13 protein-coding genes are annotated in these 13,598 nt (G+C 65.6%); 6 read left to right on the top strand and 7 right to left on the bottom strand.

Annotated features, from left to right (window positions below; all coding sequences use genetic code 11):
- Nucleotides 1-87 precede the first annotated feature (87 nt).
- Nucleotides 88-627: a hypothetical protein gene (locus IPK20_02195; GenBank protein MBK8015620.1), complete on the top strand. Its 540-nt coding sequence runs from the start codon at nucleotides 88-90 to the stop codon at nucleotides 625-627.
- A 154-nt stretch (nucleotides 628-781) separates the two neighbouring features.
- Here IPK20_02195 and IPK20_02190 read toward each other — a convergent pair whose 3' ends face one another.
- From IPK20_02190 to IPK20_02160, 7 genes are all read right to left on the bottom strand, one after another.
- Nucleotides 782-1,435, bottom strand: coding sequence for a DUF3299 domain-containing protein (locus tag IPK20_02190; GenBank protein MBK8015619.1), 654 nt, complete (start codon nucleotides 1,433-1,435; stop codon nucleotides 782-784).
- 20 nt (nucleotides 1,436-1,455) lie between these two features.
- The gene (locus IPK20_02185; protein MBK8015618.1) at nucleotides 1,456-2,721 is read right to left on the bottom strand and encodes an ABC transporter permease; all 1,266 of its coding nucleotides are present in this window, start codon (nucleotides 2,719-2,721) and stop codon (nucleotides 1,456-1,458) included.
- Nucleotides 2,722-2,749: 28 nt separating this feature from the next.
- Complete coding sequence (locus IPK20_02180; GenBank protein ID MBK8015617.1) at nucleotides 2,750-3,454, bottom strand: ABC transporter ATP-binding protein; 705 nt, start codon at nucleotides 3,452-3,454, stop codon at nucleotides 2,750-2,752.
- Between the two features lie 232 nt (nucleotides 3,455-3,686).
- On the bottom strand, nucleotides 3,687-5,078 hold the full coding sequence (locus IPK20_02175; protein ID MBK8015616.1) for an FAD-binding protein: 1,392 nt from the start codon (nucleotides 5,076-5,078) through the stop codon (nucleotides 3,687-3,689).
- A 151-nt stretch (nucleotides 5,079-5,229) separates the two neighbouring features.
- Complete coding sequence (gene msrB, locus IPK20_02170; GenBank protein MBK8015615.1) at nucleotides 5,230-5,685, bottom strand: peptide-methionine (R)-S-oxide reductase MsrB; 456 nt, start codon at nucleotides 5,683-5,685, stop codon at nucleotides 5,230-5,232.
- Between the two features lie 562 nt (nucleotides 5,686-6,247).
- Nucleotides 6,248-7,180 (bottom strand): 2-dehydropantoate 2-reductase, encoded by a 933-nt coding sequence (locus IPK20_02165; protein ID MBK8015614.1) that lies wholly within the window; start codon nucleotides 7,178-7,180, stop codon nucleotides 6,248-6,250.
- A 137-nt stretch (nucleotides 7,181-7,317) separates the two neighbouring features.
- Nucleotides 7,318-8,091 carry a PEP-CTERM sorting domain-containing protein gene (locus IPK20_02160; protein ID MBK8015613.1) on the bottom strand — a complete coding sequence of 258 codons (774 nt, stop codon included), beginning with the start codon at nucleotides 8,089-8,091 and terminating at the stop codon, nucleotides 7,318-7,320.
- Between the two features lie 201 nt (nucleotides 8,092-8,292).
- Here IPK20_02160 and IPK20_02155 point away from each other — a divergent pair, with 201 nt between their 5' ends.
- The 5 genes from IPK20_02155 to IPK20_02135 all read left to right on the top strand — a co-directional run bounded on the left by IPK20_02155 (nucleotide 8,293) and on the right by IPK20_02135 (nucleotide 13,492).
- Entirely contained in the window at nucleotides 8,293-9,477 is a 1,185-nt protein-coding gene (locus IPK20_02155) for a pyridoxal phosphate-dependent aminotransferase (GenBank protein MBK8015612.1), read from the top strand.
- A gap of 5 nt (nucleotides 9,478-9,482) precedes the next feature.
- The gene (locus IPK20_02150; protein MBK8015611.1) at nucleotides 9,483-10,340 is read left to right on the top strand and encodes an alpha/beta hydrolase; all 858 of its coding nucleotides are present in this window, start codon (nucleotides 9,483-9,485) and stop codon (nucleotides 10,338-10,340) included.
- 68 nt (nucleotides 10,341-10,408) lie between these two features.
- Nucleotides 10,409-11,266 (top strand): sel1 repeat family protein, encoded by an 858-nt coding sequence (locus tag IPK20_02145; protein ID MBK8015610.1) that lies wholly within the window; start codon nucleotides 10,409-10,411, stop codon nucleotides 11,264-11,266.
- 459 nt (nucleotides 11,267-11,725) lie between these two features.
- Nucleotides 11,726-12,382, top strand: a complete 657-nt coding sequence (locus tag IPK20_02140; GenBank protein MBK8015609.1) for a hypothetical protein — start codon at nucleotides 11,726-11,728, stop codon at nucleotides 12,380-12,382.
- Between the two features lie 132 nt (nucleotides 12,383-12,514).
- The gene (locus tag IPK20_02135; GenBank protein MBK8015608.1) at nucleotides 12,515-13,492 is read left to right on the top strand and encodes a threo-3-hydroxy-L-aspartate ammonia-lyase; all 978 of its coding nucleotides are present in this window, start codon (nucleotides 12,515-12,517) and stop codon (nucleotides 13,490-13,492) included.
- Nucleotides 13,493-13,598 lie beyond the last annotated feature (106 nt).

The following is a 13,598-nucleotide window of genomic DNA, read 5'->3' as shown; positions in this document are numbered from 1 at the left end:
GGCGGGATGACGGCTTTCCTTGACCGAACTCATGAGGAAAGCGCCGCAAGCAGTGATAGACTGAATTCATTGCAATTGGAGTCGAACATGCCCTGTTGCCCGGGTTCTCGCCATCTTCGCCTGCTCGTCGCACCGTGGCTGCTTGCCATGGGCAGTCTCGGGCACGCCTGCGTGGAAGGGGACGTCCGCGGCGAAGTCGTTCAGCTCGAGAAGTCCGTGGACGTTCATGGGTCGGGGGAGAGGACGAGTGTCCCCATCCACGGCGCGGGCTGGTTCCGGGCGGTATCCGTGGAGAAACGGGGCGGTACGACCGACCAGACGACGGTGACGATCGAACTGGACGGTGAAGAGATGATCTCCACGTCCTTCGCCACCCTCAAGAACGCGTGGAATCAGTTGAGCACGTCGTTCATTGTCGCCCACGTCCGCACGCAGGGCGACCTCAGCGTGATGACCATCTGGTACTCGCCCGAGCTCAAGTTCCGCGCGCTCGCCAATCTGCGGGTGGAGATCGACGAGGACGGCGTCGAGAGCGTCAAGGTGAACGCCGTCATGAACAAGCCTGCGCCCCACGAGCACGTGCCCGGTCAGCCGGGGACTGTCGCCGCCCTGCCCGCTTTCAAGTAGCCGGAACGGAACGCTCCGGAAGGCAGCAAACCGATCCCGGCGCAGCCCATCGGGATCTGGACGTCCGCCCTCGGCTCAGCCGCATCTCCCGCATCCTGTCACGCGACGGGAGAACCGCCGTTGATCCGGAAGAGAGAGGTTTCCCGGCCTCAGATCACTCGCGATACGGTTCCACCCGGCTTGCGCGCAGCGCGTAGCCGACGTCGATGTCGGACGATCCGTCGATCATCGTGAGCGCCTTCTTCAGGGTGCCCGTGCTCATGCGGCCCGTCACCCAGACCGGCATGAACATCCCGCCCGTCAGTTCGAAGGGTGTCTCTGCCTTGACGTGGACGATCTGGTTCGCGGGCGGTGGCGGCGTGTGGATGCAGGCGCCGACCCACGGCACGAGGAGGAACTCCGTCACCTGCTTGCCGGTGATTTCCAGGGGCAGCACGTAACCCGGAAGACGCACGATCGCACCGTCCAGCGCGGCATTGGGCGCGTGGGCGCCGGCCTTCTTCTGTTCGGCCATTTCGCGGCGTTTCGCGAGCAGAGCCTCCACGTCGATGCCCGCCTTCTCCAGCTTGCGCGTGGCTGTCTGCTCGTCCGAAAGCTCGCTGGCGGTCAGTGACTTGTCGCCGCGGGCCTTGCGGTCGCGAATGGCAACCACGTCCGACAGCCATTGCAACTGGTCGCGGGCGAGGTGGGCGAACGGATTGTCGACGGTGGCGCGCGGCGCGAGGTCCTTCCACATCAGTTGACGCGGCGTATCCGCACCGATGGCCAGCGTCGTCCAGAAGAGAAGACTCAGTAACAGGCGGTGCATGGTGACTCCCCGGTCAGATTTCAAAGTCGTACGATCATGCCGTCGGCGAGCGACTGGCGATAGATGCGCCAGGCGGGCACGAGTCCGATGATCGTACCCGCGGCGGACACGAGCAGCATGAGCTGGATCTCGTGACCGGAGAACCATCCCGCACTCACCGTGAGTCCCAGCTGCCGTTCCAGCCAGTCACGTCCGGATGCCACCAGCACCTGCAGCGTTCCGGCACCCGCGACGATGCCCGCAGCCGTCAGCATCGCCGCCTCGCACAGCATCAGCGCGAATACGTGGGAGGGCCTTGCGCCCACGGAACGCAAGACGGCCATTTCGCGGCGTCGTTCGGCCAGGCCGGTCAGCAGCGCCACCAGCATTCCAGCCAGTCCCACGGCGACCACCATCCAGGACACGGCTGAAAGCGCGCGCTCTGCGACGCCTGCGATCTCCCACACCTCCATGAGCGTTGCACCGGGCAGGATGGCGGTGAGCGCTTCTCCGTCGAATTCGTTCACCGCGCGCTGCAGTCCGAGCGCCTGGCCGCGCTTGTGCAGGCCCACGAGCACGGCGGAAAGGGATGCTGGCGCAGTGGATCCTGTCGCCTGCGCCTCGCGCGAACGCAAGGCGGCGGCCAGGGGATCGTCGTCATCCGTGCCGAGCGTCGACGCGTGCAGGGCGTCGAGCCCTCCGAGCGGCACGTGAACGGCGCGATCGACCGGCGTGCCCGTGGGGGCCAGCACTCCGGAGATCCGGAAGGGGCGTTCGTCGTGAAGCGCGAACGAGACATCGCCGGCGCCATGCGCCAGCACGACCTTGCTCCCCACCGAGTACCCGAGCCGACGGGCGACCTCGGCCCCGAGCACGGCGTCCTGGGCTTGCGTGAATGCGCCGCCTTGAGCGAAGACGAGCGAACGTCCGCTGGCGTACCGGTACCTCTGGAAGTACGAGGACGAGGTGCCGATCACGCGGTAACCGCGGTGCGAGTCGCCGAGCGACAGGGGGATCGTCCATGCGACCTCGGGCCGTCGCATCAACCATTCGTGACTCTCCCATCGCATGGTGTTCGTCGGATTCCCGATCCGGAACACCGAGAAGAGGAGCAGGTGGACCGGACTCGTGCGTGCGCCCACGATGAGGTCCGTGCCCGAAACGGTGTCGGCGAAGCTCGTTCGCGCCTGCTCGCGAACGCGTTCCACCGCAAGGAGGAGGGCGACCGACAACGCGATGGACAGGACGGTCAATCCGGCGGTCAGGCGGCGGTTGAGAAGGCTCGCGATCGCAAGGCGGAGGATCATCGCGGTCCCGCGCCGGTGCTGGAGATCTTCATGCCGCCGGGCGATTCAATTGCCGGAGATCGACGATCCGGTCGAACCGGTGGGTCGCGTGATCGTCGTGACTCACGAAAACGACCGAGGCGCCCGTGGCGGCGCACTCATCCAGCAGCAGATCGACGAAGGCAGCACGGCGATCCGCGTCGAGCGCCGATGTGGGTTCGTCGGCGATCACCAGTTCCGGGGCGCCGATGAGGGCGCGCGCAGCCGCCACCCGTTGCTGCTGTCCCACGCTGAGGCCGGTCACGGGCCGGTCGAGCAGATCCGGCGAGTCCATGTCCAGCCTGTGCAGAAGGCGCATGGCTTCATCCCTGATCGTGCTTCCCGCCTTCGATGCGTGTGCGCGGCGGCGCGGCGAGAAACCGCAGGGCAGCATCACGTTGTCCAGCACGGACAGGTAGGGAATCAGGTTGAAGAGCTGGAAGATGACGCCCACGTGGTCGGCACGGAAGCGGTCCCGGTCAGCGCCGCTCAAGCGCCGGAGATCGGCTCCGAGGACACGCACGTCGCCTCGCTGCGGTACCAGCACGCCCGCGAGTATGCCGAGCAGGGTCGACTTTCCGCTTCCGCTGGGCCCCCTGAGCAGCAGCCGTTCGCCGCGTCCGACCATGAAACGTTCGATATCCAGGACCGGCGCCGCCGAAGCATCCCAGAGAAAACGGATATCCGACAGTTCGGCGACGGCGTGCGGTTCCATGGCGGGGATCAACTCTCGCGGACTTGCTGCCGCAGTCTTCTTCGGGCTCTGCCGACCCTCCCCAGTCCGCGCGTGGTGGTCCGCCGCTCGATCATGACCGAATGACCCGTCAAGGCCGCATCCGGCGGGAACACGGCGCCATTCGCATCACCCGCGACATCCCGCCGCTCGACACCCCGTGACCGTTCCATCGCGGGCGCCTGCGCCGGGCGGACACGCCGCGGGGCGGCGCTCACATCGTGAAGATCTTGCCCGGATTGAGGATGCCCAGCGGGTCCAGTGCCTTCTTGATTTCCCGCATCACGCTCACGGCATCGCCATGTTCCGCGGTGAGGAATTTCATCTTGCCCAGGCCGATCCCGTGCTCGCCGGTGCACGTTCCGTCGAGCGCCAGCGCCCGCATGACGAGACGTTCGTTGAGGCGCTCCGCTTCCGCGATCTCTTTCGGATCATTGCGGTCGATCAGAAAGCCCAGATGGAAGTTGCCGTCGCCGACATGTCCCACCAGGGGCGCGATGAGGAAGCTCTCCTGCAAGTCCTTTTTCGTCTCGAGAATGCACTCCGTCAGACGGGAGATCGGGACGCATACGTCGGTCGCCCAGATCTCGCAGCCGGGCCGCAGCGCCTTGTTGGCGTAGGTCACGTCGTGACGTGCGGTCCAGAGCTGCGTGCGTTCCTCGGGCTTGGTGGCCCACTTGAACTCCCCGCCGGTATTGTCCTGCGCGATGGCCTGGACCAGCTCGGCCTGCTCCTTCACGCCGTTCTCCGTGCCGTGAAACTCGACGAACAGGGTGTTCTTGACCGGATAGTCCAGCTTGGAAAACTTGTTCACGGAATCCATCTGGACGTCGTCCAGCAGTTCGATGCGGGCGACCGGGATGCCCAGCTGGATGGTCTGGATGACGGTGTCGATCGCGCCCTCCAGCGACTCGAACGAGCATACGGCCGCGGCCATGGCTTCCGGAATTCCATACAGGCGCAGCGTCACCTCGGTGATGATGCCCAGCGTGCCTTCCGAACCCACGAACAGCCGCGTGAGGTCGTAGCCGGCGGCCGATTTCCTGGCCCGCCGCGACGTGCGGATGATCCGCCCGTCCGCCAGCACCACGGTCAGCGCCAGCACGTTCTCGCGCATGGTTCCGTAGCGCACGGCGTTCGTGCCGGAGGCTCGGGTGGCTGCCATGCCGCCGAGGGAGGCATCCGCGCCCGGGTCGATGGGAAAGAACAGGCCCAGATCGCGAATGTGCTCGTTCAGCTGCTTGCGGGTGACGCGAGCCTGCACCGTGACGTCCAGATCCTCGGCGTTCACCTGCAGCACCTTGTCCAGATTGACGAGGTCGATGACCACGCCGCCGTGTTCCGGAATGACAGCGCCTTCCAGGGAGGTCCCCGTGCCGTAGGCCACCACGGGAGTGCGGTGCCGCGCGCAGATCTGCACGATCTTGGACACTTCCTCGGTGGAGTCCGGGAACGCGACCGCATCGGGACGATGCGGGATGTGCCACGACTCGTCCTTGCTGTGATGGTCGCGCACGCCGGTGCTGGTGGATAGGCGGTCGCCCAGAAGAACGCGAAGCTCCTCGATGGCGGGTTCTACATTGGCCTGGACGGCTGGTTGCACGATGGATGGACCCCACGGTTCGTTGATGCCGGCGTTCCCCTGTGGCGTGGCGCGATGCGCGCGAACCGGGTACGCGATGGATAGCCTTCTATGGTCCAACTTCCGGCAGGGGCGTGCAACCCCGAATTGACCGGGGTGCAACGCCCCGCGCCGATCAGGGTTGGCCCTTCTCGAACAACGCTCGGTACTGGCCGTAACCCTCGGCTTCCAGGTTCTCGACGGGGACGAATCGCAGGGCTGCCGAGTTCATGCAAAACCGCTGGCCCGTGGGCGCCGGCCCGTCGTCGAACACGTGGCCCAGATGCGAGTCGCCGTGACGGGATCGCACCTCGGTGCGCACCATCCACAACTTGCGGTCCTCGCGCGTCACGACGTTGGCCGGCTCGATAGGCCGGGTGAAGCTCGGCCAGCCGGTGCCGGAATCGAATTTGTCCAGCGACGAGAACAGCGGTTCGCCCGTGACGACGTCCACGTAGATCCCCGCACGGTGGTTGTCCCAGTAGGCATTGTGGAAAGCCCGCTCCGTCGCTTCGTGCTGCGTCACCTTGTACTGTTCGGCAGTGAGCCGCTCTCGCAGCTCGGCGTCGTCGGGTTTGCGGTAGGTTGTCATCGTGACTCCTTCGGGAAGCGCTGCCGCGGCCAGAGATGCCGCCTGAGGTGGAGCGGCCATTGTGTCCCGGAATGGAAAAAAAAAGCCGGAGCCCTTTCGAGCCCCGGCCCCTTCCTCCCCCTTTTCGGGTGCTTATTCCCTCTTCGCCTTCATTCCTCGGCGGGCGCCTGGCGCTCACCTTTCGCTGGCAGCGGCGGAGACTTCCCCCTGCGCGAAAGCGGCGCATGGACTCACGACCGGGCGGTTCTGTCTCTGATGACGGACCCAGACGAGAATGGTCCGCTGCCAAAAGGAACGGATCCGTGCCACTTCTTCTTGACCCTGGCGTGGACTGGCTTCCTCCACGCCCGGCACGGTTTCGACGGCGCGGAACGCAGAATTCACTGCGCACCGCAACAGTGAGGCGATGCTAATCCGCCCGTCGAGACGGCGTCAAAACCTTTCGCTGGTGCGGTGCAGCAGGAGCGGCCGGGAAAGCGACCGCTCCATCGGCACGCTTCGGACATCCGCTGGACACCGCCCCCGGACCCGGTGCGGCCCCCGGGGACACCGGAAACCCCGGCTATCTCGCCATCGGATGCTTGCCGTCGGCGTGCAGCTTGAGGGCTGCATACACAAACCGGTGGGCCGGTGTGGGAATGCCGGACGCCTCGCCCATCTTCACGACATCTCCCGACAGCCAGGGCAGTTCCAGCCGGTTGCCGCGAATGAGGTCGCCCTGCATGGAGGCCACCATCTGGCCAGGAAGGCCGTCGATCCGCTTCAGCATCGCGTCCGTGGCATCGCTGGCCAGAGCGATGCCGCGGGCGCGTCCCACGGCCACGACCTCGTCGGACAGCTGACGGAACAGGGCCCGTGTGTCGGGGTCTTCGCGCAACGGGCCGGCGGGGAGCCGCGTCAGGGTGGTCATGGCGGAAAACGATGCAAGAAAGACGAACTTCTCCCAGATGGCCTTGAGGATGTCATCCGGCACCTTGCAGTCCACGCCGGCCCGCTTGCACGCGGCTTCGAGCGACTCCACGCGCGCGCTGCGCAGGCCATCGAATTCCCCGAACTGGAGGAGAGCCATGGTGCCGTTGTGGCGGATGACTCCGGGCGACTCGATCAGCGCGGCGATGTTTGCGACACCCCCCAGGACGCGTTCGCGCCCGTAAGCCTCGATCAGCTTGTCCTCGGCCTGAACGCCGTTCTGGAAAGACACGATGGTGGACCGGGGACCCATCAGGGGGCGCGCAGATTCGATGCTCTCGTCTGTCGACCACAGCTTGGTCGCAATCATCACCAGGTCGGCATGACCGAGCGACGATGCATCGTCCGTCGCCCTGACCGGAGACACCGTGAGATCTCCGAGGCTGGAAAGGACCTTCAGCCCACCGTCGCGCATCGCCGCGAGATGGGCGCCCCGTGCGACGAACGTGACGTCTTCACCCGCCGCCGCGAGCCTGGCTCCGAAATAACCTCCGACGCCCCCGGCGCCGACAATGACCATGCGCATGATGCCGCTCCGCAGAAAAAGTGCGCACTGTACTGCGGAACTCCGGGCGGCAGGGAGGCCGCAAAGACAACGGGCGGAACCCTGGGGGATTCCGCCCGTTGCCGGCACTGCTTCCCCGGCTCATCCCGGGGGAGACATCACTGCTGCTTGCGCCGCCGCGCTGCTGCTCCCACGGCCACGAGTCCCAGGGCCATCAGCGCATAGGTTTCCGGCTCGGGGATCGGCGCTTCGACCACGCCGATGTCGAAGCGGGGGCCGGGCTGCTGGCCCACGATTCCCGCGTTGCCGCCGGTGCCGTCCGCCATGAACTCGAAGGTCAGCCCGCTCAGGACGATCTTCTGCGCGAGGCTGAAGTTGTACTGCCCGTTACCTTCCCAGTTCCCCAAGCGGAACGTGGGGGTGTCCACGATGGGGTTCTTGGTGGCGTCGGTGGTGAATGCTTCATCCGCGCCGCCGTCGATGGCGATGCTGCCGGTGATGGTCACGCTCGTCGCGGATTCTGCACCGGTTTCGCTGTAGAACCCGCCCGACAGGCCACGGATGAATTCCGCCAGGGACCAGCCTTCCTTGGCGGTGATGGTCAGGGTGGGCATACCGAGCGAGAGGCTGTCCGTGCCACCGATGGAGGAGGCTACCGCGTTCGACGGGAATGCGTCCCAGCCGAATCCGCGAACGCCGGTGCCGCCGCTGGTGAAGTTGAGGAAGCCGAAGTCGGTGTTTTCGTCGTACTCGATCGTGTACGCATCCGTCTCGGCGATGGCTGCCAGAGCAGGACTGGCGGCAACCGTGGCCAGCACGGCGGCGGCGAGCGCTTGTTTCAGGAACATCGTGGGTCTCCTTTCTGCGAGAGGCAGGCAGCGGACGCATCGGGATGGGGGCCGCCGCCGTCGCGCGGGGCGCAACGCGCGCATGGTTAGCAGGGAGCGTGCAAGGCGAAATTATTTATTTGAATCAATCATCTAAACGACTGCCGCCGATTGGTGTACCAGGGTTGTCAGCGAGCCCGACGGTGGTCTGGTGAAGCGCGTCGATCCCCGGTGTGGCCCCCGTGCCGTGGACATGGCGTGCGATGCGCGAAATACTCGCATCCCGATCCCAGGACTTCCGCGCCCATGCCACCAGACGAAACCGTGCCGGCCCACCCTCTCGCCGCCCGCATGGCGGACATCGAGCCCTTCCATGTGGTGGTCCTCGTCACCCGCGCCAAGGAACTCGAGGCCCAGGGCCGCTCGATCGTGAACATGGTCATCGGCGAACCCGATGCGCCCTCCGCAGCGCCCATTGCGGAAGCGGGAATCCGCGCCATTCAATCCGGCAATGTCCGCTATACCGCCGGGCTCGGCACCACCGCTCTGCGCGAAGAAATCGCCCGCTGGTACACGACCCGTTACGGTGTCGGCATTCCGGCCTCGCGCATCGGCGTCATGCCCGGCTCCTCCGGCGCGCTGCTCATGACCATGGGCGTGCTGCTCTCGCCCGGCGACGAAGTGCTGCTCGCGGACCCGAGCTATCCGTGCAACCGGCATTTCGCCCGTGCCATGGAAGGCCGTCCCGTGCCGATCGCGGTGGGAGCGGATACGAACTACCAGCTCACCGCCGAACTGGTGAACCGCCACTGGAGTCCCCGTACCCGCGCCGTCATGCTGGCAACGCCGTCGAATCCCACGGGTACGGTGATCGCATTCGACGAACTGCGTGCGATCCACGAGGTCGTGCGCAAGCGCGGAGGCGTGCTGATCGTCGATGAGATCTATCACGGGCTCACCTACGGTGATCGCGATCGCACCGTGCTGGAGTTCGCGGACGATGCTTTCGTGATCAACAGCTTTTCCAAGTACTTCGGCATGACGGGTTGGCGTCTCGGCTGGATGGTCGCGCCGCAGGACTACATGGCGGACATCGAGCTCGCCCAGAACCTGTTCATCTCCGCCTCCGACATCGCGCAGCAGGCCGCCATCGCCGCGTTTTCCCCGGAAGCGGTCCGTATCCACGAGGAAAGGCACGAGGCCTTCCGTGCACAGCGCGATTTCCTCCTGCCGAGGCTGCGCGATCTGGGCTTCGACATTCCGGTGGAACCGACGGGCGCCTTCTACATCTACGCCAACTGCGAACGCCACACCAGCGACAGCTACGCCTTCTGCATCGACGTGCTGGAGAAGGCAGGAGTCGCGATCGCCCCCGGCATCGATTTCGGACACCATCGTGCCGCCCAGCACGTGCGGTTCTCCTACCCCAAACCCATTTCGGTCCTTGCCGAGGGCGTGGCCCGGCTCGAAAACTACCTGAGGAAACGATGACTCTGATGCCAGGCCTGGAGGCCTCGTACGTTCGCGCCAACGGCGTGCGCATTCACACCTGGACCGGCGGGAAGGGGCCTGCCGTCGTGCTGCTTCACGGCTATCCGCAGAGCGGCATCATGTGGCGGAAAGTCGTCCACGAGCTGGCTGCGCATCACACGATCGTCGTACCCGATCTGCGCGGGTATGGCGACTCCGACAAGCCGCGAGACGGTTATGACAAGAAGACGATGGCCGCCGACATCCATGGCGTGATGACCGCGCTGGGGCACGCCCGCTACAGCGTGGTGGGGCATGACCGGGGCGCCCGCGTGGCGCACCGCCTGACCCTCGATCACGCCGACGCCGTCGAACGGCTCTGCGTGCTGGACATCGTGCCCACGCACACGGTATTCCGTGATACAGGTCAGGAACTCGCGGCAGCCTACTGGCACTGGTTCTACTTTCAAGTGCCTGACCTTCCGGAGATCATGATCAGCGCGTCAGCGGAACCGTTCCTGCGGCACATGCTGCGCAGTCTCACGGGGCTCGCAGGTGCCATCGACGAGGACGCGTTCCAGGAATACCTGCGCGTGATGCGGCTTCCCGGCACGATCCGCGCGGCGATGGAGGACTATCGCGCCGGTGCCACTCGAGACTGCGAGGACGACGAAGCGGACATCCACCGGCGCATTCACTGCCCCGTCCTCGCCCTCTGGGGCGAACTGGGAAAGATGCATGGCCTGTTCGACGTGCTCGCCACCTGGCGCGAGAAGGCGATCGACGTGCGTGGAAAGCCGCTTCCCTGCGGGCACTTCATTCCGGAGGAGGCGCCCGCGGCGCTGCTCGCGGAACTGATGCCATTCCTGTCCGCGAAGACCTGAAGACCGAACTCGGCTTTCCGTCCGATGTCCGAAGCGCATCTTCGTTCGAACACAGCTGGAGCCACCTCATGAAGTCTCGCATCGCAGTGCTGCTGGGAGTTCTCGCGCTTTGTGCGGGGACCGCAAACGCAGCGGAACAGGAGGACACGTTCACCATTCCCGAGTCGGGTGCCGACTACGTGGACGGAAAGAAATTGTCCAAGCTCATGGAGCGCGCCGACCCCAAGGCGGCGACCAATATCGGATGGCTCTATGCCCGCGGACAGGGCGGCGTCAAGCAGGACTACGAGGAAGCCATGAAGTGGTGGCGGTTCGCGGCGTCCCGGGGCTACACGCCCGCCATGAACAACCTCGGGCTGATGCACGCCAACGGCGACGGCGTGGCGCAGTCCTTCGAGGAGGCGTTCAAGTGGTGGATGCGCTCGGCCGAGCGGGGCGATGCGTGGGCGATGAACGCGGTGGGCGACATGTACGAGACGGGTCAGGGCGCTCCGAAAAGCCCCGAACTCGCGATGACGTGGTACCGCGAGGCCGCGCGGGAGGGAGATCCCCTGGGGATGTGGAACGTCGGACACCTTTACGAGGAAGGCCTCGGCACCGATCCCAACGCGGCCGAGGCGAGCCAGTGGTACCGGCGGGCCGCGGAGATCGGCTACCCGTCTGCCATGCTGAGTCTTGCCAGGCTGCTGTCCCGGGCCGGAGGCGAACCGCACGATGACGTCGAGGCATATGCATTGCTGAACATTGCCGTGAGCAGGTTCACCGAGGAGCATGCGGACGAGGCAAAGGCGAGCCGTGAGTTGTTGCAGGACCTGGGACGTCGGCTGACGGCGGAGCAGAAACTGGCGGCCGAGTCACGGCGGAACGTACTGGACGGCGAGTACCGAAGACCGGAAAAGCAAGGCAAGGACGGCTCGTCGATCTGAGCGGCCGGGTCGGCTGACCTCCTGCAGGCGACCGTCGCGGTGCGTGGACCCGGACGGGGACGCCTTGAACCCGTCTGGCATCTCGAACCCTCTGGCATGTATTGTGCGCCGCACAATAACGGGCGCGGGTTGTGGGCGGCAAGACAACGAGAGACACGGGGATTATTTTCCGAATATCTCTGTCGCTGGCGCGTCCTGCATCCGTAAGGAAAGTCAGGGCAAGGGCAAGTGCGGCTCCGGAGCGAGCCCTGGACAGGACGAATTGTCGAGGTCGTCCGGGGGAAGAGGAGCCGCTAGCCTGTTCGGCGCCTTGAAGAGGTGCGCGGTGCGGCGGCGACGCATGGGCATGGTGCGAAGCAGTCCGGATTTCCTTCCCCGCCGGAGACGGCGCGGCAGGGATGGCGCGGGAAAGATAATTCCGTCCGGTTACATTGAATCGGGAGGGTGTTGGAGAGTGCGATGAACACAATTCTCCGGGCTTCAGGAGCCCGCACCCTGTTGTGGCTGTTGGCAGTATCGGTTCCGGCCGTGGCGTTTGCCGCAGATGAGCCGGTCAAGAAGAAGCCCGCGCAGGCTTACAGCGTGTATCACGACGACGGCGATTCCACGTCGTACGACGATCCCCACGCGAATGCACCTTTTGCCGACCTCAATTCTCTTTCCCGCTATCTGTTGAAGATCGCCATGCGCATGTCCAAGTACGGCATGCCCGAGGCGCTTCCCATGATCACCCGTATTCCCCGGCACGATCTCGAAGAGAAGGTGTGCGCGGACCCGTCGAAGCGATGCCAGGTGGCGGCACTGTACGAGCCCGAACGCGGCGTGATGCTGGCGGAGGATCTGCAGCCGGAAACCAATCTCTTCCACCGCTCGATCCTCTTCCACGAACTGGTGCACTACATGCAGGAAGTCGGCAACGAGCTTTCCGCTGCCGCACCGTGCGAGCGGTGGTACCAGCGTGAAGTGGAGGCGTATGCCCTGCAGAACCGTTTCCTGGCGCAGAGTTCCAGTCCGGATCGCGTGTCGTACGCAGGCGCGCGTCCCACCTGCGAGCACGTGGAGACGACGCAGACCCACCGCGCCAAGCCGGTGAAGGCACCGGGCGTCAACGACTGATGCAGGACGTGGAGCCCCGTCCCCGGGGCTTCGCCTGACGTTCCGCCCGCGCGCGGGTCGGGGAGCCGGTCCACCAGACCATCCCCCGGCAGCGGACTACACTGCGGCTTCCGCCCACGTGTGCCGTCCCCCATGCCTCTCGCCATCGATTTCTCCGACGTTGCCGACGCTGCCCGCCGTCTCGAAGGGGTGGCGCACCGCACTCCTGTTCTGACTTCCTCCACGTTCGATGCACGCACGCATGGAAGTGCCTTGTTCAAGTGCGAGAACCTGCAGCGCATGGGGGCGTTCAAGTTTCGCGGCGCATATAACGCGTTGTCCCGCTTCTCCGCCGCGCAACGCCGTGGCGGTGTGATCACGTTCTCGTCCGGCAATCACGCCCAGGCCATCGCACTGTCTGCGCGCCTGCTGGACATGCCCGCCGTGATCGTGATGCCAACAGACGCTCCTGTGGTGAAAGTGGAGGCGACTCGCGGATACGGAGGCGAAGTCGTCTTCTACGACCGGTACTCCGAAGACAGGGAAGCCATCGGCCGCCGCATCGCGGCCGAGCGTGGCATGACGCTGGTCCCTCCCTACGACCACGCGGACGTGATGGCGGGCCAGGGGACCGCGGCGCTGGAACTGATCGAGGAGGCGGGGCCGCTGGACGTGCTCGTCGTCTGCGTGGGGGGCGGCGGTCTCATTTCCGGCTGCGCCACGGCAGCCAGGCATCTTTCCCCGTCGTGCCGCGTCATCGGCGTGGAACCGGAGGCGGGCAACGACATCCAGCGTTCCCTCAGGGGAGGGCGGATCGTCCACATCGACGTTCCCCACACCATTGCGGATGGCGCACAGACCCAGCACGCCGGGCAACTCACGTTTCCGGTCATCCAGGCACGCGTCGACGAAGTGGTGACCGTGAGCGACGCGCAGCTCGTCGACACCATGAAATTCTTCGCCGAGCGCATGAAGCTGGTCGTCGAGCCCACGGGGTGTCTCGCCGCCGCCGCCGTGTTGCACGGAGCCGTCCCGGTGCGGGACAAGCGGGTGGGCGTGATCGTGAGCGGCGGGAACGTCGATGTGAAGCGGTTCGCGGAACTGGTTCTGCAGGGCCTGCCGATCACCTGATTGGCATCAACTGCTCAGCGAAGAAAGCCAGAACGAACGCAACGACCACCCGTTGCGTTCACGGAGGACGGCGAGCCGTCGACCGAAGGCTGCACGCCGGTCTCCA

It is taken from the genome of Betaproteobacteria bacterium (assembly GCA_016713305.1).
Taxonomy (GTDB): Bacteria; Pseudomonadota; Gammaproteobacteria; order Burkholderiales.
Note: the sequence above shows the minus strand (reverse complement) of the source record. Positions and strands in the feature narration are given on the sequence as shown.

What these genes read in the sequence shown, in the direction of transcription:
- IPK20_02195 (MBK8015620.1), top strand. Translation starts at nt 88, where the DNA reads ATGCCCTGTTGCCCGGGTTCTCGCCATCTTCGCCTGCTCGTCGCACCG.
- IPK20_02190 (MBK8015619.1), bottom strand. Translation starts at nt 1,435, where the DNA reads ATGCACCGCCTGTTACTGAGTCTTCTCTTCTGGACGACGCTGGCCATC.
- IPK20_02185 (MBK8015618.1), bottom strand. Translation starts at nt 2,721, where the DNA reads ATGATCCTCCGCCTTGCGATCGCGAGCCTTCTCAACCGCCGCCTGACC.
- IPK20_02180 (MBK8015617.1), bottom strand. Translation starts at nt 3,454, where the DNA reads ATGGAACCGCACGCCGTCGCCGAACTGTCGGATATCCGTTTTCTCTGG.
- msrB (MBK8015615.1), bottom strand. Translation starts at nt 5,685, where the DNA reads ATGACAACCTACCGCAAACCCGACGACGCCGAGCTGCGAGAGCGGCTC.
- IPK20_02165 (MBK8015614.1), bottom strand. Translation starts at nt 7,180, where the DNA reads ATGCGCATGGTCATTGTCGGCGCCGGGGGCGTCGGAGGTTATTTCGGA.
- IPK20_02160 (MBK8015613.1), bottom strand. Translation starts at nt 8,091, where the DNA reads ATGCGCGCGTTGCGCCCCGCGCGACGGCGGCGGCCCCCATCCCGATGC.
- IPK20_02155 (MBK8015612.1), top strand. Translation starts at nt 8,293, where the DNA reads ATGCCACCAGACGAAACCGTGCCGGCCCACCCTCTCGCCGCCCGCATG.
- IPK20_02150 (MBK8015611.1), top strand. Translation starts at nt 9,483, where the DNA reads ATGCCAGGCCTGGAGGCCTCGTACGTTCGCGCCAACGGCGTGCGCATT.
- IPK20_02145 (MBK8015610.1), top strand. Translation starts at nt 10,409, where the DNA reads ATGAAGTCTCGCATCGCAGTGCTGCTGGGAGTTCTCGCGCTTTGTGCG.
- IPK20_02140 (MBK8015609.1), top strand. Translation starts at nt 11,726, where the DNA reads ATGAACACAATTCTCCGGGCTTCAGGAGCCCGCACCCTGTTGTGGCTG.
- IPK20_02135 (MBK8015608.1), top strand. Translation starts at nt 12,515, where the DNA reads ATGCCTCTCGCCATCGATTTCTCCGACGTTGCCGACGCTGCCCGCCGT.